This window comes from Stutzerimonas sp. FeSN7 (assembly GCF_030263795.1).
Taxonomy (GTDB): Bacteria; Pseudomonadota; Gammaproteobacteria; order Pseudomonadales; family Pseudomonadaceae; genus Stutzerimonas; species Stutzerimonas stutzeri.
This window is the reverse complement of the sequence record NZ_JARPMN010000001.1, coordinates 4,035,381-4,053,794: the sequence shown is the minus strand read 5'-3', so window position 1 is coordinate 4,053,794 and position 18,414 is coordinate 4,035,381. Positions and strand designations below refer to the sequence as shown.

General features: G+C 65.9%; 18 protein-coding genes. 14 read left to right on the top strand and 4 right to left on the bottom strand.

Annotated features, from left to right (window positions below):
* The first annotated feature begins 2 nt into the window (after nucleotides 1-2).
* From hemC to P5703_RS19345, 7 genes are all read left to right on the top strand, one after another.
* Complete coding sequence (hemC, locus tag P5703_RS19375) at nucleotides 3-941, top strand: hydroxymethylbilane synthase (protein ID WP_014595684.1); 939 nt, start codon at nucleotides 3-5, stop codon at nucleotides 939-941.
* Nucleotides 938-1,708 (top strand): uroporphyrinogen-III synthase, encoded by a 771-nt coding sequence (locus P5703_RS19370; protein WP_285589121.1) that lies wholly within the window; start codon nucleotides 938-940, stop codon nucleotides 1,706-1,708. The genes hemC and P5703_RS19370 overlap by 4 nt, the downstream gene beginning before the upstream one ends.
* Before the next feature lie 16 nt (nucleotides 1,709-1,724).
* A complete protein-coding gene (locus tag P5703_RS19365; RefSeq protein WP_285589118.1) occupies nucleotides 1,725-2,909 on the top strand; it encodes a uroporphyrinogen-III C-methyltransferase in 1,185 nt (394 codons plus the stop codon).
* On the top strand, nucleotides 2,906-4,126 hold the full coding sequence (locus P5703_RS19360) for a heme biosynthesis HemY N-terminal domain-containing protein (protein ID WP_019405697.1): 1,221 nt from the start codon (nucleotides 2,906-2,908) through the stop codon (nucleotides 4,124-4,126). Before P5703_RS19365 ends, P5703_RS19360 begins: the two co-directional genes overlap by 4 nt.
* Nucleotides 4,127-4,244: 118 nt before the next feature.
* Nucleotides 4,245-4,736, top strand: coding sequence for a disulfide bond formation protein B (locus P5703_RS19355; protein WP_011911761.1), 492 nt, complete (start codon nucleotides 4,245-4,247; stop codon nucleotides 4,734-4,736).
* 263 nt (nucleotides 4,737-4,999) lie between these two features.
* On the top strand, nucleotides 5,000-5,461 hold the full coding sequence (locus P5703_RS19350) for an Rsd/AlgQ family anti-sigma factor (RefSeq protein ID WP_011911762.1): 462 nt from the start codon (nucleotides 5,000-5,002) through the stop codon (nucleotides 5,459-5,461).
* 104 nt (nucleotides 5,462-5,565) lie between these two features.
* Nucleotides 5,566-6,423 (top strand): AlgP family protein, encoded by an 858-nt coding sequence (locus P5703_RS19345; protein ID WP_285589116.1) that lies wholly within the window; start codon nucleotides 5,566-5,568, stop codon nucleotides 6,421-6,423.
* Here P5703_RS19345 and P5703_RS19340 read toward each other — a convergent pair.
* Complete coding sequence (locus P5703_RS19340; RefSeq protein WP_011911764.1) at nucleotides 6,399-6,875, bottom strand: TIGR02444 family protein; 477 nt, start codon at nucleotides 6,873-6,875, stop codon at nucleotides 6,399-6,401. The two genes, P5703_RS19345 and P5703_RS19340, sit on opposite strands and share 25 nt — an antisense overlap.
* A 69-nt stretch (nucleotides 6,876-6,944) precedes the next feature.
* Here P5703_RS19340 and P5703_RS19335 point away from each other — a divergent pair, with 69 nt between their 5' ends.
* The 5 genes from P5703_RS19335 to P5703_RS19315 are packed head-to-tail and all read left to right on the top strand — an operon-like array spanning nucleotide 6,945 to nucleotide 11,334.
* Entirely contained in the window at nucleotides 6,945-8,855 is a 1,911-nt protein-coding gene (locus P5703_RS19335; protein WP_285589113.1) for an ATP-binding cassette domain-containing protein, read from the top strand.
* A complete protein-coding gene (locus P5703_RS19330; RefSeq protein WP_013981637.1) occupies nucleotides 8,852-9,433 on the top strand; it encodes a mechanosensitive ion channel domain-containing protein in 582 nt (193 codons plus the stop codon). The genes P5703_RS19335 and P5703_RS19330 overlap by 4 nt, the downstream gene beginning before the upstream one ends.
* A 9-nt stretch (nucleotides 9,434-9,442) precedes the next feature.
* Entirely contained in the window at nucleotides 9,443-10,201 is a 759-nt protein-coding gene (locus P5703_RS19325; protein ID WP_011911767.1) for a TerC family protein, read from the top strand.
* A gap of 30 nt (nucleotides 10,202-10,231) precedes the next feature.
* Entirely contained in the window at nucleotides 10,232-10,864 is a 633-nt protein-coding gene (locus P5703_RS19320) for a LysE family transporter (protein WP_011911768.1), read from the top strand.
* 14 nt (nucleotides 10,865-10,878) lie between these two features.
* A complete protein-coding gene (locus tag P5703_RS19315) occupies nucleotides 10,879-11,334 on the top strand; it encodes a YaiI/YqxD family protein (RefSeq protein WP_013981638.1) in 456 nt (151 codons plus the stop codon).
* Here P5703_RS19315 and P5703_RS19310 read toward each other — a convergent pair.
* From P5703_RS19310 to elbB, 3 genes are all read right to left on the bottom strand, one after another.
* Entirely contained in the window at nucleotides 11,309-13,447 is a 2,139-nt protein-coding gene (locus P5703_RS19310; protein WP_125872568.1) for a putative bifunctional diguanylate cyclase/phosphodiesterase, read from the bottom strand. The two genes, P5703_RS19315 and P5703_RS19310, sit on opposite strands and share 26 nt — an antisense overlap.
* Nucleotides 13,448-13,559: 112 nt before the next feature.
* On the bottom strand, nucleotides 13,560-14,027 hold the full coding sequence (locus P5703_RS19305; RefSeq protein ID WP_013981640.1) for a thioesterase family protein: 468 nt from the start codon (nucleotides 14,025-14,027) through the stop codon (nucleotides 13,560-13,562).
* Nucleotides 14,028-14,170: 143 nt separating this feature from the next.
* On the bottom strand, nucleotides 14,171-14,836 hold the full coding sequence (gene elbB / locus P5703_RS19300; RefSeq protein ID WP_011911772.1) for an isoprenoid biosynthesis glyoxalase ElbB: 666 nt from the start codon (nucleotides 14,834-14,836) through the stop codon (nucleotides 14,171-14,173).
* A 303-nt stretch (nucleotides 14,837-15,139) separates the two neighbouring features.
* Between elbB and hemB the strand changes: the two genes are divergently transcribed.
* Both hemB and ppk1 read left to right on the top strand, forming a co-directional pair.
* The gene (gene hemB, locus P5703_RS19295) at nucleotides 15,140-16,153 is read left to right on the top strand and encodes a porphobilinogen synthase (protein WP_125872569.1); all 1,014 of its coding nucleotides are present in this window, start codon (nucleotides 15,140-15,142) and stop codon (nucleotides 16,151-16,153) included.
* A 20-nt stretch (nucleotides 16,154-16,173) separates the two neighbouring features.
* Complete coding sequence (gene ppk1 / locus P5703_RS19290; RefSeq protein WP_125459965.1) at nucleotides 16,174-18,375, top strand: polyphosphate kinase 1; 2,202 nt, start codon at nucleotides 16,174-16,176, stop codon at nucleotides 18,373-18,375.
* Nucleotides 18,376-18,414 lie beyond the last annotated feature (39 nt).

Below are 18,414 nucleotides of genomic sequence, written 5' to 3'. Positions count from 1 at the left end.
CCATGTCTCGCGAAATTCGCATCGCCACCCGCAAGAGTGCCCTGGCCCTGTGGCAGGCCGAATACGTCAAGGCACGCCTGGAGGCGTCGCATCCAGGGCTGAAGGTCAGCCTGGTGCCGATGGTCAGCCGTGGTGACAAGCTGCTCGATGCGCCGCTGGCGAAAATCGGCGGCAAGGGGCTGTTCGTCAAGGAACTGGAAACCGCACTGCTGGAAAACGAGGCGGACATCGCCGTGCACTCCATGAAGGACGTGCCGATGGAATTCCCCGAAGGGCTGGGCCTGTATTGCATCTGCGAGCGGGAAGATCCGCGCGATGCCTTCGTCTCCAATCGCTTCGACAGCCTTGACGCGCTGCCGCCGGGAAGCGTGGTCGGCACCTCGTCGCTGCGTCGCCAGGCCCAGCTGCTGGCGCGTCGACCTGACCTGAAAATCCAGTTCCTGCGCGGCAACGTCAACACCAGGCTGGCCAAGCTCGACGCCGGCGAATACGACGCCATCATCCTCGCTGCCGCCGGGTTGATCCGCCTTGGTTTCGGTGAGCGCATCCGTTCCAGCATCGGCGTCGATGAAAGTCTGCCGGCCGGCGGACAGGGTGCGGTGGGCATCGAGTGCCGCACCGGCGATAGCGAAGTGCATGCGCTGCTGGCCTGCCTCAACCACGCGCCGACTGCCACCCGCGTCGTCGCCGAGCGCGCGCTGAACAAGCGCCTGAACGGCGGCTGCCAGGTGCCGATCGCCTGTTATGCGGTGCTCGAAGGCGAGCAGCTGTGGCTGCGTGGGCTGGTCGGGCAGCCGGACGGTACCCTGCTGTTGCGCGCCGAAGGTCGTGCGCCGGCCGCAGAAGCCGAGGCGCTGGGCGTGCAGGTCGCCGAGGAACTGCTGGACCAGGGCGCCGAGCAGATCCTCAAGGCAGTCTATGGCGAGGCTGGACACGCGTGACCGGCTGGCGCCTGCTGCTGACCCGGCCGGCCGAGGAATGCGAGGCATTGGCCGCGACTCTTGCCGAGGCTGGTGTGCACAGCTCCAGCCTGCCGCTGCTGGCGATCGAGCCGCTGCTGGAGTCCGCCGAGCAGCGTGCAATGATCCTCGAGCTGGATCGCTATTGCGCCGTCGTCGTGGTCAGCAAGCCGGCCGCCCGCCTGGGCCTGGAACTGCTCGATCGCTACTGGCCGCAGCCCCCGTTCGGTCAGCCCTGGTTCAGCGTCGGTGGCGCCACCGGGGCGATCCTCGAAGCCTACGGGCTGGACGTCAGCTGGCCCGAGCGGGGTGACGACAGTGAAGCGCTGCTGGCGCTGCCACGATTGGCGCAGGCGCTGGCCTGGCCCGATCCCAAGGTATTGATCATGCGCGGCGAGGGCGGCCGCGAGTTCCTCGCCGAGACGCTTCGCGGGCGCGGCGTGCAGGTCGACTTTCTCGAGCTGTACCGTCGCAGCCTGCCCGACTATCCGCCTGGAACGCTGGTGCAGGTCGTTCGGTCGGAACGGCTCAACGGCCTGGTGGTCAGCAGTGGGCAGGGTCTGCTGTCGCTGCATGAGCTGGCAGCCGATACCTGGCCCGAATTGTGTGAGCTACCCTTGTTCGTACCCAGTCCGCGGGTGGCGGAGATGGCTCGACAGCTGGGCGCCAAACGAATTGTGGATTGCCGTGGCGCAGGAGCTGCGGCCTTGCTGGCGGCCTTGCGGGAAACCGCGGTGGCCGCTTCCTGATGCAAAGGATGGAAACGTGAGCGAAGCAGATTCCAAGAAAGAACCGCTGCAACCCCCCGCCAGCGAGCCGGCCCCCGCGACCGAGCCTGCGAAACCCGCAAAGCCCGCCAAGCCCGTCCCATCCAAGCCTGCCGCCAACGGCGGCGCCAAGTCCCTGGCAGCCTTGGCGCTGCTGGTCGGCCTGGGCGGCGTGGCGCTCGGTGGTTATGGCATCTGGCAGCTGCAACAGCTCGGTGCTCAGCAAGACCAGCGGCTCGAAGCCATGCAGGGGGCTGCCGAGCAGACGCGTCAGCTGGCCGAGCGCGAACGCCAGTTGGCTGCGCGGCTCGGTCGGCTGGAACAGCTGCCGTCGGCCAGCGAGCTGGAGGAGCGCCGTCGCCTGCTGGCCGCGCTGCAGAGTGATCAGCAGCGCCTTTCCGGGCGGGTCGAGCAGGTGCTGGGCGCGAGCCGCGAGGAGTGGCGCCTGGCCGAAGCCGAGCACCTGCTGCGCATGGCGATGCTGCGACTCTCGGCCATGCAGGACGTGAAAAGCGCCGAGATGCTGGTTCACGAAGCCGATCTGATTCTGCAGAAGCAGGACGATCCCGGTGCCTATGGCACCCGGCAGAAGTTGCTCGAAGGTCTCGAAGCGCTGCGCAGTCTGCCGGAGCTGGACCGTACCGGGCTGTTCCTGCAGCTGGGGGCGTTGCGTGGGCAGACCGGCCAGCTCAGCGCGCTCGCCCCGGAATTCGTCAACGGCGAGGCGCTGCCGGAAAACGCCCAGGACAGTCGCTGGCAGCGCTGGCTGAACGAATTGACGCGCTACGTGCGGGTGGACTTCGATGCCAGTGCCGACGTCAAGCCGCTGCTCGCCGGCCAGACCCTGGGCCAGGTGCGCCTGGCACTGTCGCTGGCCATCGAGCAGGCGCAGTGGGCCGTGCTCAATGGCAACACCCGGGTCTATCGGCAGTCGCTGGAGCAGGCGAGCACACTGCTCAAGGATCATTTCAGCGATGATAGCGGCCAGGCCCGTGGCCTGCGCGAGCGCCTGGAAGCCCTTACCGAGCGCGAGGTCGAGGTGAGCCTGCCCGATCTCGCACCCGCCCTGCAGGCGCTGCAGGCCTACGTGCAGAAGCGTGAGCGCCGCGATGAAAGCGACGCGGGCGAGACGTCCGCTCAGCCCGAGGCGCAGGACGCGGAGCAGGAGGCCCAGCGCACATGAGACGTCTGGTTCTGGTCTTCATTTTGCTGCTCGCGATCGCAGGTCTGCTCGGCTGGGCGATCAGCCAGAGCGCCGGTTATGTGCTGATCACCTATGACCGCTTCCGCTACGAATCGAGTTTCTGGGTCTTCCTCGCGCTGATTGGCTGTCTGTGGTTGCTGGCGCTGGCGGTGCACTGGGTGCTTGGGCTGCTGCACGTGTCCGGCGCGCTGATCAATCCCTGGTCGCGCCGCCATCGTGAGCGCCGTGTCGAGAAGGCCTCTCGACGAGGCCTGCGCGAACTTGCCGAAGGGCAGTGGGGGCCGGCGCTCGGCCATCTGCAGTTGGCTGCGGAAAGGGATCGTCAGCCGCTGGTCCACTACCTGGGCGCGGCGCGGGCAGCCAACGAGCTGGGCGAGTACGCACAGAGCGACGAGTTGCTGCAGAAGGCTCGCGAGCGCGAACCCGAAGCCGCACTGGCGATCGGCCTGACCCAGGCGCAGCTGCAGATCGCCCGTGGCCAGTATGTCGAAGCGCGGGCGTCTCTCAGCGCACTGCAAAGCGATCATCCACGGCACCCCTACGTGCTGACACTGTTGCAGCAGCTCTACGTGCAGCTCGAGGACTGGGCGGCGCTGTGCCGCCTGCTGCCGGAGCTGCGCAAGCATCGAGTGCTGCCACCGGCGCGCCTGAGCGAGCTGGAGGTACTGGCGTGGACGGCGGCGGTCGAGCAGGCCGGGCAACCTTCCGAACTGTCCGCGGAGGCGAGCCTGGAGGCGCTGAATCAGCGCTGGCAGACCGTTCCCAGCGCGCAGCGCGGGGAGCCATTGGTGGTGCGTGCCTATGCCGACGGGCTCGCCCGTCTGGGTGCGCAGGCGAAGGCCGAAGAGGTGCTCTACGCGGCGATCAAACGGCAGTACGACGATCGCCTGGTGGAACGCTATGGGCGTGTGCAGGGCAGCGATCCGGCGCGCCAGCTGGCCAATGCCGAGGGCTGGCTGAAGGATCACCCACAGAATGCCGTCCTGTTGCTGGCTCTCGGGCGGCTCAGCCTGCGCAACGCGCTGTGGGGCAAGGCGCGCGACTATCTGGAGGCGAGCCTGCGTTTCGATCATCGTCCGGAAACCTGCGCCGAGCTGGCGCGTCTGCTCGCGCAGCTGGGCGATACCGAAAGCAGCAACCGGTTGTTCCAGCAGGGCGTCGGTCTGCTCGATCGCAATCTTCCGGCTACGCTGTGACCGTTTCGTCAGGTCCGCCATGCGGCGGGCTTGACGGCTTCCTGCAGGCCTGCGAGCGCTTGTAACCACGACGGGGTTTCCACTACCGTAGCGAACTTTTCCTGCTAGCGGAGCCTCCATGCGCCTGGCCAGCCCTCGTTCCCTGTTCGTCATCGCCTTCCTGGGCAGCGCCTTGCTGATCGCCATCGCGCTCTACATGGAGCACGTGATGGGCCTTGCGCCATGCCCGCTGTGCATCGTTCAGCGCATCTGCGTGATCGGCTTCGGCCTGGTCTGCCTGGTGGCGGCGATCCACGGGCCGGCGAAGGTGGGGCGTCGCGTCTATGCGGCCATCGCCGCGCTGTTCGTGGCCGCCGGTGCCGCTACCGCAATCCGTCAGATCTGGCTGCAGAGCGTGCCGGCCGATCAGCTGCCGAGTTGCCTGCCAAGCCTGGAATACATGATGGAGGCGCTGCCCTTCCAGGAAATCGCCCGCCTTGTTCTGCACGGCACCGCCGAATGCGCCGAGGTCAGCTGGACCATGCTCGGCATGAGCATCCCCGAGTGGAGCCTGCTGGGCTTCATCGGTATGGCGATCGTCTGCCTCTGGCAGCTGCTGCGCCGAGACTGATCGGACTTTTCTCTTTCCCCCGCCGAACTCCTGCTGCTTTTGCACGGTCTTCTCATGGACGTGCGGCGCAGCTGCGGCTGCCTGTGCGCTCGCGCGATTCGTTGGGCATTTTGCTTGATGCATCGAGCGGCGCGGCATAGTCTGCTCGTGCGGTGACGGATTCTTGCCATTCGCGCCGCCACTCACCCAAGGCCGCTACCGAAAGACAAAAAAACGTCTCGGAATGGCGTACAAGCATCATCGATTAGGGAAGTGAGGTCATCATGCTCGAGAGCTGTCGGAATGCCCAGGAACGCTGGGGCGGTGTACATCTGCTGATCGACCGTTGGCTGCATGAACGCCATGCGCTGATCAACGCCTACGACCGGTTGCATATCGAGCGCGACGACGCTCGCCAGGCCCTGCAAAGGTTCTGCGAGTATCTGGTCGACTACGTCTCGGCCGGCCATTTCGAAATCTACGAACAACTGCTCGCCGAGGCCGAGGCGTTCGGCGATGCGCGCGCCATCGAACTGGCCAAGCAGATCTACCCGCGCATCGAGACCATCACCCAGGTGGCGCTGAGCTTCAACGATCGTTGCGAAAAGGGTGACTGCCTCGGCAGCCCCGGTCTGGCCGATGAGCTGAAGAAGCTCGGGCAGCTTCTACACGAGCGTTTCGAACTGGAAGACTGCCTGATCGAAGTGCTGCATACGGCGCACAAGCAAGCGGCTGCTCCGGCCTGAGAACCGAGCCACCCGCTGCGGCGGGTGCAACGCTTCGCGTCCCCTGGCGGCCACCTGGCGGGCCGTCTAGTATGGGTGCACCGTTCCTGCCAGGAGGCACCTTCATGCCCGCGAAGAAGAAGTCGGTTACCACCCCGCTGCATCTGTTGCAGCAGCTTTCCCACAGCCTTATCGAACATCTGGACAAGGCCTGCAGCCAGGCGATCAAGGACGCCGAGGGCGCGCTCGCCAAGCTGCAGAAGCAGCGCGGCAAGGCGCAGGACAAGCTGACCAAGGCCCGGGCCAAGCTGGACGAGGCGGGCAGCACTGGCAAGCCCAAGGCGCAGACCAAGGCACGTGCCCGACTCGGCGAACTGGAAGAATCCCTTACCCTGCTGCAGACCCGTCAGAGCGAAACGCTGAATTACCTGGCGGAGCTCAAGCGCGACGCCGAGCACAGCCTGAAGCTGGCGCAGGGCATCCGTCAGGTTGCCGATGCTGCAGACCAGGCACTGCAAGGCCGTCAGCAGCCAGCCAAGCCTGCAGCAGCGCGCCCGGCGGCCGGCAAGTCCGCGCCGGCGGCCGCCAAGCCCCGCACCTCTACGACCAGAGCTTCCGCAGCCAAGGCTGACAGTGCCCCAGCGAAAGCCGGCACGACCACGACTGCCTCCAAGCCGGCCGCCAAGCCTGCGGCAAAGTCGCCAGCCAAGGCTGCGGTCAAACCGGCTGCGAGAGCGCCCGCCAGTGCCGCGGCCAAGCCCGCCACGACGGGGGCGAGCGCCAGCAAGGCGCCGGCCCGTTCACGTGCGGCTGCTGGTTCGAAGGCACCCGCGTCGGCGGAGAAAAAGGCCGCCGCGTCGGCAGAGGCGCCGGACAGGGCGGCAGCTGCCAAGCCTGCAACCAAGGCCACAGCCAAGAAGCCGGTGGCGCGCAAGCCAGCGGCCAAGCGCGCCGCCGCTCAGCCAGCAGCCAGCTCCAGCTGAGTCTGCAGCGCCGCGCTGCGCAGGACTTCCAGCGCGGCGCGGTTGTGCGCTACCGGGACGAGGGTTTCCAGCCAGGCGTCGGCAGCGCCGTTCGAAGGCCAGTCCTGGCTGATCTTCTGCAACCGTTCGAGCAGTTCGCGCTCGGCTTGCAGTTCCAGCGTTTTCAACGCCTCACGCAGGCTGTGTAACGCCAGGTCCTGTTCGGCCTGCGATCGCCATGCCTGACGCAACCCCCGCAGCGGCTCGATCACGTCCCCGCGCCAGGGCGCAGCAAGCGCCGTCAACGCCTGCAGACGCGCCTGGCTGCAGGCGACGCCGCGTGCCTGCAGCCAGGCGCCACACAACAGCAGGCACACGTCCGCGCCCTGGTTTTGCAGCTCCAGGCAAGCCGTTTCGACACCTGGTCGGGCATAGCAGGCTAGGGCGAAGGTCCAAAGGTCAGGGGTTCGCATTCGAGTGGCGCCTTTTTTTGTCGACCGCCCGGCTGGCTTTCCAGGCGAACTGATAAACTCGCGGCCATTATGATCCGACTTCAGAACCTGACTCTACAGCGCGGGCCCCAGCGACTGCTGGAAGGCGCCGAGCTGACCCTGCATCCCGGCCAGAAGGCCGGCCTGGTCGGCGCCAACGGTGCCGGCAAATCCACACTCTTCGCCCTGCTGCGTGGCGAGCTGGTGCCCGATGGTGGCGACTGCCAGCTGCCGCCGGACTGGCGCATCGCGCACATGCGCCAGGAGATCGAGACCCTCGAGCGCCTGGCGGTGGACTATGTGCTCGATGGCGATGTTGAGCTGCGGCGCATCCAGACCGAACTGGCTGCCGCCGAGCAGGCCCATGATGGCAACGCCCTGGCGCGCCTGCACACCGAACTGGACAACGCCGACGGCTACAGCGCCGATGCGCGGGCGCGCAAGCTGCTCGCCGGGCTGGGCTTTTCCAATGAGCAGATGGTGCTGCCGGTCGGCAGCTTTTCCGGCGGCTGGCGCATGCGTCTGAACCTGGCGCAGGCGCTGATGTGCCCGTCAGACCTCCTGCTGCTGGACGAACCGACCAACCACCTGGATCTGGATGCGATCCTCTGGCTGGAGGACTGGCTCAAGGGCTACCCCGGCACGCTGCTGCTGATTTCCCACGACCGCGACTTTCTCGATGCGGTGGTCGACCATGTGATCCACCTGGAGCAGCGCAAGCTGACCCTCTATCGGGGCGGCTACTCGTCGTTCGAACGCACTCGCGCCGAGCGTCTGGCCCAGCAGCAGCAGGCCTTCGAGAAGCAGCAGGCGCAGCGCGCGCACATGGAAAACTTCATCCGCCGCTTCAAGGCCAAGGCGACCAAGGCGCGCCAGGCACAGAGCCGGATCAAGGCGCTGGAACGGCTGGAAGAGCTGGCCCCGGCGCACGTGGATTCGCCGTTCGACTTTCGTTTCCGCGAAGCGGACAAGGTCTCCAGTCCGTTGCTGGATCTGGCCGAGGGCCGCCTCGGCTATGGCGACAAGCTGGTTCTGGACAAGGTCAAGCTGCAGCTGGTGCCTGGCGCGCGGATCGGCCTGCTGGGTCCCAACGGTGCCGGCAAGTCGACCCTGATCAAGACGCTCTCCGGCGAGCTTTCGCCCCTCGGCGGCCGCCTGCAGCGCGGCGAGAACCTGGTGGTCGGCTACTTCGCCCAGCACCAGCTCGACTCGCTCGACCCCAAGGCCAGCCCGCTGCTGCACCTGCAGCGCATCGCCGCCAACGAGCGCGAGCAGACCCTGCGCGATTTTCTCGGCGGCTTCGATTTCCGCGGCGATCGTTGCGACGAGCCGGTGTTGAACTTCTCCGGTGGCGAGAAGGCGCGCCTGGCGCTGGCGCTGATCGCCTGGGGCAAGCCCAACCTGCTGCTGCTCGACGAACCGACCAACCATCTGGATCTGGAGATGCGCCTGGCGCTGACCCTGGCGCTGCAGGACTTCGAAGGCGCGGTGCTGGTGGTGTCCCACGATCGGCATCTGCTCAAGAGCACCACCGACGAGTTCCTGCTGGTGGCAGACGGCCGGGTGCAGGAGTTCGACGGCGATCTCGAGGATTACGCGCGCTGGCTGGTGGACTACCGTGCGCGGCAGCAGCCGGCTGTTGCCGCTGAAGCGATCGCCGACAAGACCGACAAGCGCGCCCAGCGCCAGGCCGCCGCCGCGCTGCGCCAGCAGCTGGCACCACACAAGCGCCAGGCTGACAAGCTGGAGAAGGACCTGGCTGGCGTGCACGAAAAGCTGGCCGCCCTGGAAACGCGACTCGGCGACAGTGCACTCTACGAAGCGGCGCGCAAGGACGAGCTGCGCCAGTTGCTGGCCCAGCAGGCCGAGCTCAAGGTTCGTGAAGGCGAGCTTGAGGAGGCCTGGCTGGAGGCACTGGAAACCCTGGAAGCCTTGCAGGCGCAGCTGGAGGCCAGCGCATGAGCGAACCCTGGCTGACCCTGGTCGAGGAATGGCGCCTGCAATGGATGCTGGGCTTGCAAGTATTGCTGATCCTGCTGGTGGCCTACGTGCTGCAACGGCTGGTGGTACGCGGTCTGACGCGGGTTTCGTCGCGCTACCCGCTGCCACCGGAGTTGCTGATCCCGGTGCGCGGCGGCATCCGCTGGTTCATCATCGGCGGCGCGCTGATCATGGTGCTGGAGCGCTTCGGGGTGTCCGCCACGGTGCTCTGGACGGCCATTTCCGGTTTCGTCGCGGTAGCCGCGATCGCCTTCTTCGCCATCTGGAGCGTGCTGTCCAACCTGCTGTGTGCGGTGCTGATCCTGACTGTCGGGCCGTTCCGTCTGGGAGATGTGGTGGAAATCGTCGAGGCGTTCGACAAGCCGATCGTCAAAGGGCGTGTCATCGATATCAACCTGCTCTATACCACCCTGGAAGAAGTGGCCGAGGCGGGTACCGGGGCTATCGTCCAGGTGCCCAACAGCCTGTTCTTCCAGAAAGCCGTGCGCCGCTGGCGTGGTGCCGACGTCCAGCTCTTCAACCGTAATCTCAACGAGTAGAACACCATCATGGAATGGCTCAGCAACCCGGAAATCTGGGTCGCGTTTCTGACGCTGACTGCCCTGGAAATCGTCCTGGGCATCGACAACATCATCTTCATCTCCATTCTGGTCAGCCGCCTGCCCAAGGAACAGCAGCCCAAGGCGCGCTTCTTCGGCCTGGCGCTGGCGATGGGCACACGCATCCTGCTGTTGCTGTCGATCGCCTGGGTAATGCGTCTAACCAACGACCTGTTCACGGTCCTGGGGGAGGGCGTATCCGGGCGTGACCTGATCCTGTTCTTCGGCGGCCTGTTCCTGCTGTTCAAGAGCACCCTGGAAATCTGGCACAGCGTCGAAGGCGAGGAGGAAGAACAGACCGCCGGCGGCGCGGCCAAGGCGGGTTTCGTTGGCATCATCCTGCAGATCGCAGTGATCGACATCGTCTTCTCGCTGGATTCGGTGATCACCGCGGTAGGCCTGGTGCAGCATGTGCCGGTGATGGTCGCGGCAATCGTGATCGCGGTGCTGGTGATGATGGTTTCGGCCGGGACCATCGCCGATTTCATCGACAAGCATCCGACGCTGAAGATTCTCGCGCTGTCGTTCCTCATCGTCGTCGGCACGCTGCTGATCGCCGAAGCCTTCGATGTGCACGTGCCCAAGGGCTACGTCTACTTCGCCATGGCCTTCTCGCTCGGCGTCGAGGCGCTGAACATCCGCATGCGCAAGGCCATGAAGCGCAAGCTCAAGGAACCGGTGAAGCTGGGCAAGGGCTCGCCGGACTGAACCCACGCGTCTGAAACGGAGGGCATCACGATGACACTGGAAACCTGGCTCGCATTCTTTGTCGCCTGTTGGGTGATCAGCCTGTCGCCGGGCGCCGGGGCCATCGCGTCGATGTCCTGCGGCTTGCAGTACGGCTTCTGGCGCGGCTACTGGAACGCCATCGGCTTGCAGCTGGCGCTGGTACTGCAGATTGCCGTGGTCGCCGCCGGCGTCGGCGCGGTGCTGGCCACCTCGGAACTGGCGTTCGGCCTGATCAAGTGGTTCGGCGTCTGCTACCTGCTCTGGCTGGCCTGGAAGCAGTGGCAGGCGCAGCCCGAAGCGCTGGACGATTCGGCGGCGCCGCGGCCCATCGGCCGGCCGCTGAGCCTGGTCTTGCGTGGCTTCCTGGTCAATGCCAGCAACCCCAAGGCGATCGTCTTCATTCTTGCGGTGCTGCCGCAGTTCCTCGATCCGCAGCGGCCGCTGCTGCTGCAGTACAGCGAGATGGCCGCGACCATGGTGGTGGTCGATCTGGTGGTCATGGCCGGCTACACCGGGCTTGCCGCCAAGGTGCTGCGCCTGCTGCGTACGCCGCGTCAGCAGCGCCTGGTCAACCGCAGCTTTGCCACCATGTTCGCCGGGGCGGCGGCCCTGCTGGCGACCGTTCGGCGTGCCGCGGCATGAGCGAGGCGGTTACGATGCGCGTATGGATCGACGCCGATGCCTGCCCGCGCGCAGCCAAGGATCAGGTGATCAAGTTCGCCCTCAAACGCAAGTTCGAGGTGCTGCTGGTCGCCGGGCAGAGCCAGGTCAAGCCGGCGTTCGCCTGCGTGCGTCTGATTGTCGTGCCGAGCGGGCCGGATGCCGCGGACGACTATCTGGTCGAGCATGCCGAGCCCGGTGACCTGGTGATCTGCAGCGACGTGCCACTGGCCGACCGGCTGGTGAAGAAGGGGGTCGCCGCGCTCGACCCGCGCGGGCGCGAGTTCGACGAGCGCAACATGGGCGAGCGCCTGGCGGTGCGCAACCTGTTCACCGATCTGCGGGATCAGGGGCAGGTGGGTGGCGGCCAGGCGGCTTACGGCGAGCGTGACCGTCAGGCGTTCGCCAATGCGCTGGACCGCTTGCTTACGCGGTTGTCACGGTCGCAGTGAGTGGCCGCTCGGCCAGCCAGTCGCGCAGCGCCGTTAACGGCAGCGGCCGGCTGTAGTAGTAACCCTGGATGAAGTCGCAGCCGTTTTCGCGCAGATAATCGAGCTGCACTGCCTCTTCCACCCCTTCGGCCACCACCTTCAGACCCAGCTTGTGCGCCATGGCGATGATCGCTGCGGTGATGGCGCGGTCGTTGGCCTGCTCGGCAATTTCCCGAACGAACGCACGGTCGACCTTGAGCGTATCGACCGGCAGCTGACGCAGGTAGGTCAGCGAGGAATAGCCGCTGCCGAAGTCATCGATCGAAACCTTCACGCCCAGCTCGCGCACCGCGTCCAGCGTGCGGATCGCCGCGCCGAGGCTGTTCATCAGGGCGTTCTCGGTGACTTCCACGGTCAGTCGCGCGGGCTCCAGCCCCGTGCGCTCGAGGATCCGCGCAACCACCGCGGGCATCTGCGGGTTGGACAGGTTGAGCGCCGAGCAGTTGACCGCCATGCGCAGATCATGGCCTTCCTCCAGCAGCCCGACCAGGTCGGCGCAGGCGCGGCGCGCCACCCAGGTGTCCAGCTCGGCGACGAAGCCATGCTGTTCGGCCAGCCCGACGAAACGCTCCGGACTGATGAACCCCTGCTGCGGATGCTGCCAGCGCACCAGCGCTTCGAGGCTCACCGGGCGCCCGCTGCGGCCGTCGACGATGGGCTGGTAGTGCACGCTGAGCAGATTCTCGTTCAGCGCTCGTCGCAGGTCCTGCTCCAGCGACAGGTCCTCCTGGGCGCGCAGTTCCAGTGCCGGATTGAAGCGCAGGCTGCGGTTGCGGCCGCTGGCCTTGCACTGCCCGACGGCCAGGCCGGCGTGACGGAACAGGGCATCGAAGTTGAGGCCGTCCTCAGGGTATTGGCTGATGCCGATGCTGGCTGTCAGGCGCAGTTGGGTGTCGCCCAGGACGAACGGCGGGCGCAGCTGGTCGAGGATCCGCTCGGCGGTCGCCTGGGCATGCTCCCAGGCGCCCAGGGTGAGCACGCAGAACTCGTCGCCGGAGAAGCGCGCCAGCATGTCGTGCTGACCGAGCACCGCGCGAATGCGTTGCGCCGCCTGTTGCAGTGCCAGGTCGCCGCTGCGGTGACCGAGGCTGTCGTTGATGCGTTTGAAGTTGTCCAGGTCCACCACCAGCACCGCCAGTGCCTGGCGCTCCTCGCGTGCGGCCAGCACCTGGGTGACCATCTCGGTGAAAGCGCGGCCGTTGAAAAGGTTGGTCAGTGGGTCGTAGTGGGTCATGGCGTTGAGCTGGTGCTCGGCCAGATCGAGCGCCTCGCGCTGCTCGCTGAAACGCTGTTCGGCCCAGCTCGCAGCAATGCCGGTGACGATCACCAGCAGGGCTACCAAGCCGATCGCCGAGGCGAGTGCGCCCTGGCCGGTGTGGCTGCCGAATGGTGCGGCGTGCTCCACGAGACCGGCGGGGACTGCCAGGGTCAGCGCGTGCATGCCGGTGTAGTGCATGGAGACGATTGCCGCACCCATCACCAGGCTGCATAGCAGGCGCTGCCAGCGCTGATGGCGGCTCTGGCTGGTGCGAAAATGAAAGCCCAGTACCAGCGCGGCGATGGAAGCGCCAATGGCAATCAGCACCGAGGCGGCAAAAGCCAGCGGCGCGTAGTACAGCGTGGCCAGCGAACGGATCGCGGCCATCCCGGTGTAGTGCATCGCCGCAATGCCGATGCCGGCAGCGGTTCCGGCCAGGGCATACTGCGCCACGCTCAGGTGATCGCGGCCGAGCACGCGCATCACCACGTAGGACACCGCCACGGCGATCAGTAGCGAAAGGGCAGTGATGCCGTGCTCGTAGCGAATGTCCAGCGGCGCGCGGAAGGCCAGCATGCCGATGAAATGCATCGACCAGATACCGCCTCCCAGGGCGAAGGCGCCGACCCAGCGCCATAGCTCACGCCCGCGCGGGCTGCTGCTGCGGCTGACCCGCTTGGCCAGGGCCAGGGCCAGGGCGGTGAAGGCCGCGGCGCTGGCGATCAGATAGGAGAGCACGACCAGCATCGGGTCGTGGCTGTGCCCGAGCAGGGCAACCTGGTCGGCGGGCAGGTCGGAAAACAGCAGTCTGGACACGCGGCGGCACTCGAACTGTCGGGCGTCCTGCCTCGTGGAGATGATGGCTCATGGCCATGTTCGTACAGAGTGTACGAGAGCGCACCCCGGCCGCCAATCTCCTATCGGCCGTTCAGCCGCAAAGATAAGTGCCGGTGCCCACGGCGATCAGCGTGTCCGATTCGTTGTGCAGCTCCGAACGCACCACCGCGACCTTGTTCCCCGAGCGCAGCAGGGTCGCGCTGGCAGTGAAGCGCGTACCGCGGCCGGGGCGCAGATAGTCGATGCGCAGGTCGATGGTGCCGAGGCGGGACAGGCGGGCGGCGCGTTCCTGCATGGTCAGGTGACGATGCTTGTCGAAGGCGCCCAGCATCGCCATGGCGCCACCGGCGACGTCGAGCAACGAGGCGATCACGCCGCCGTGGAGGATGCCATGGACGAAGTTGCCGACCAGCTCGGGCTTCATTGGCAGGTGCATCACCACCCGCGACGTGGATATCTCATCGAGCTCGATGCCCAGGGCCTGGTTGAAGGGGATGCGCTCGAACATCTGGCGTACCGCCTGGGCCTGCTCGGCGAGCAGCGCATCGTCATGGTTCATGGTCGGCATTCCTGAAAAGGGTCGGACCAAACTGCCCGAGGTCGTCCGGACTGAACAGGTCGACGGCAAGAGCACCCGCGGCTTTGGCGACTTTCGCGCAAAAAAATCCCGGGTTGCCCCGGGATTACGGTCTGTTCGAAGACTCAGTCCTCGGTGGTCATCTCCAGCACTCGGTCGACCAGCTTGTAGATGCCGGACGCCGCTTCGCTGATGGACTGCGCCAGCATGTAGGCCGGAGTAGTGACCAGGCGGTGCTGCTTGTCCACCACGATGTCGCTGACCTCGCAGGCCTGGTGGCTGGCTCCCATCTGGCCGACCGCCTTGGCGGCGTCGGCGTCGTCGCTGCCGAGGGTGCAGATCACGCCAGCGCCGAAGATCTCCGCGGCCATGGTCGGCGCGATGCACATCATGCCGACCGGCTTGCGCGCCTCGGCGAAGGCCTTGACCAGCGCCACCACGTCCGGCAGGGCCTTGCTGTTCGCACCTTCGGTGGCGAAGGTGGAGAGGTTCTTCGCGGCACCGAAGCCGCCAGGCATGATCAGCGCGTCGAAATCCTCGGCGCGTGCCTCGCGCAGATCCTTGATTTCGCCACGGGCCAGGCGTGCCGATTCGGTCAGTACGTTGCGCGATTCCGGCATTTCCTCGCCGGTCAGGTGGTTGATCACGTGCATCTGCGCAATGTTGGGTGCGAAGCACTGCACCTTGACGCCGCGCTGGTCCAGGCGCAGCAGGGTGATGACGCTCTCATAGATCTCCGAGCCGTCGTAGACGCCACAGCCGGATAGGATCACGGCGACTTTCTTGTTCATAGCGATACTCCTGGTCAGTTTCAACGGCCCTGGGGTGGGCGCTGCGGATGGGCTCGATGCTAATACCTGGGGCGGTTCCAGGTAAGCCCCGCATGCTGGTTTGGATTCGCCTGACCCGCCGGTGTTCATTGCCGCAGGTCTGGCACGAGACTTTGCGCCCGCTCAAAGCACTGGCAGTCGTGGGCGGGGCTGGCGACAATGGGACGATTTCGCTGGTCCGGCGGCATGGCGTTGTCATCATTTCGTCATGCGCCGGGCCTATAAAACGTCATATTCGCCCGTTTTGCGGGCCAGGAGTCCGTTGTGAGTTTCGTTCCTGCCAGCCGCCTGTTCCCCGCCACCCGCCTGCGCCGCAACCGTCGCGACGAGTTTTCCCGCCGTCTGGTGCGCGAGAACGTGCTGACGGTCGATGACCTGATCCTCCCGGTGTTCGTGCTCGATGGCGAGAACCGTCGCGAAGCCGTGCCGTCGATGCCCGGCGTCGAGCGGCTGTCCATCGACCTGCTGCTCGAGGAGGCCGAGGAGCTGGTGGCGCTGGGCATCCCGGCACTGGCGCTGTTCCCGGTGACGCCGCTGGAAAAGAAGTCTCTGGATGCCGCCGAAGCCTGGAATCCGGACGGTATTGCCCAGCGTGCCACGCGTGCGCTGCGTGCGCGCTTCCCGGAGCTGGGCATCATCACCGACGTCGCCCTCGATCCGTTCACCACTCACGGCCAGGACGGCATCCTCGACGACAACGGCTACGTACAGAACGACGTCACCGTCGATGCGCTGGTCAAGCAGGCGCTCTCCCATGCCGAGGCCGGTGCTCAGGTGGTCGCGCCGTCTGACATGATGGATGGCCGCATTCAGGCGATCCGCGAGGCGCTGGAAGTGGCCGAGCACCACAACGTGCGCATCATGGCCTATTCGGCCAAGTACGCCAGTGCCTACTACGGCCCGTTCCGCGATGCGGTGGGTTCGGCAGCGAATCTCGGCAAGAGCAACAAGAACACCTACCAGATGGACCCGGCCAACGGCGACGAGGCACTTCACGAGGTGGGCACGGACCTGGCCGAAGGCGCCGACATGGTCATGGTCAAGCCCGGCCTGCCGTACCTGGACATCGTCTGGCGGGTGAAGGAGGCCTTCAAGGCGCCGACCTTCGTCTATCAGGTCAGCGGCGAGTACGCCATGCACATGGCCGCCATCCAGAACGGCTGGCTGAGCGAGGCCGTCATCCTTGAGTCTTTGGTCGGCTTCAAGCGCGCCGGGGCCGATGGCATCCTCACCTACTTCGCCAAGCAGGCGGCACAACAATTAAAACGGGGCCAGTGAGCCCTTTTCGAGGCAAAGCGATGATCAACCAGGGACTCAGCGAAAAGGATCTGCAGGACGCCGTCGTCAGCGAGGTGCTGGAGGTGGTCGAGCCGGAAGCGGTAGCGGTGCCTTCCGCGCCGCCGGAAGTCGTCGAGGAGGCGCCGGTCGCACCGGTGACCAATCTGGATGACAGCGCGCTGTACATCCACCGCGAGCTTTCCCAGCTGCAGTTCAATATCCGCGTGCTGGAGCAGGCGCTGGACGAGTCCTATCCGCTGCTGGAACGGCTGAAGTTCCTGTTGATCTTCTCCAGCAACCTCGACGAGTTCTTCGAGATTCGCGTGGCCGGGTTGAAGAAGCGCGTCACCTTCGCCCGCGAGCAGGCCGGCGCCGATGGTCTGCAGCCGCATCAGGCGCTGGCACGCATTTCCGAGCTGGTGCATGAACAGGTCGACCGCCAGTACGCGATCCTCAACGACGTGCTGCTGCCGGCGCTCGCCGAACACCAGATCCGCTTCATCCGCCGCCGGCACTGGACGGCCAAGCTCAAGACCTGGGTGCGTCGCTATTTCCGCGACGAGATCGCACCGATCGTCACGCCCATCGGGCTCGATCCGACCCATCCGTTCCCGCTGCTGGTGAACAAGAGCCTGAACTTCATCGTCGAGCTGGAGGGCGTCGATGCGTTCGGTCGCGATTCCGGTCTGGCGATCATCCCGGCGCCACGGCTGCTGCCGCGGGTGATTCGCGTGCCGGAGTCGGTCGGTGGTCCAGGCGACAATTTCGTCTTCCTCTCCTCGATGATCCATGCCCACGCCGACGACCTGTTCCATGGCATGCGGGTCAAGGGCTGCTACCAGTTCCGCCTCACCCGTAACGCCGACCTCTCGGTGGACACCGAGGACGTCGAGGACCTGGCCCGCGCGCTGCGTGGCGAGCTGATCTCTCGGCGTTACGGCGACGCCGTGCGTCTCGAGGTGGCCGACACCTGTCCGCAGCATCTTGCCGACTTCCTGCTCAAGCAATTCAGCCTCGGCGAGAGCGAGATGTACCGGGTCAACGGCCCGGTCAACCTGACCCGGCTGTTCAGCATCACCGGCCTGGACAGCCATCCGGAGCTGCAATACAGCCCGTTCACCCCGTCGATTCCGAAGCTCCTGCAGAACAGCGACAAGATCTTCAGCGTGATCAACAAACAGGACATCCTGCTGCTGCACCCCTTCGAGTCGTTCACGCCGGTGGTCGACCTGCTGCGCGAGGCCGCCAAGGACCCCTGCGTGCTGGCGATCAAGCAGACGCTGTACCGCTCCGGCGCCAACTCCGAGATCGTCGACGCGCTGGTGGATGCAGCACGCAGCGGCAAGGAGGTCACTGCGGTGATCGAATTGCGCGCCCGCTTCGACGAGGAATCCAACCTGCAGCTGGCCAGCCGCCTGCAGCAGGCCGGCGCGGTGGTGATCTACGGCGTGGTCGGCTACAAGACCCACGCCAAGATGATGCTGATACTGCGTCGCGAGAACGGCGAGCTCTGCCGCTACGCGCACCTGGGCACCGGCAACTACCACGCGGCCAACGCGCGGCTGTACACCGACTACAGCCTGCTGACCTCGGACGACGCGCTATGCGAGGACGTCTCCAAGCTGTTCAGCCAGCTGATCGGCATGGGCAAGACCATGCGCATGAAGAAGCTGCTGCACGCGCCCTTCACGCTGAAGAAGACGCTGCTCGACCTGATCACCCAGGAGACCCAGCATGCGGCCGAGGGCCGGCTGGCGCACATCATCCTGAAGATCAACGCACTGACCGATCCGAAGATGATCAAGGCGCTGTACAAGGCCAGCCAGACCGGCGTGCGTGTGGACCTCATCGTGCGCGGCATGTGCTGCCTGCGCCCTGGCATCGCCGGGGTCTCGCACAACATTCATGTGCGCTCGATCATCGGTCGCTTCCTCGAGCACAGCCGGGTGTTCTACTTCCAGAACGATGGCGACGAGAAACTCTATCTCTCCAGTGCGGACTGGATGGAGCGCAATCTCGATCGGCGGGTGGAAACCTGCTTCCCGGTCGAGGGCAAGAAGCTGGTGATGCGGGTGAAGAAAGAGCTGGAGGGCTTCCTCAGCGACAACACCCAGAGCTGGATCCTGCAGCCTGACGGCAGCTACGTGCGCAACAGCCCGACCGGCAACCAGAACGCGCGCAACGTGCAGAGCACCTTGCTCGAGCGTCTGACCGGACCGTAGGTCGGGACGCGTTGAGTTCGGACTGGCTGCCGGTTGACT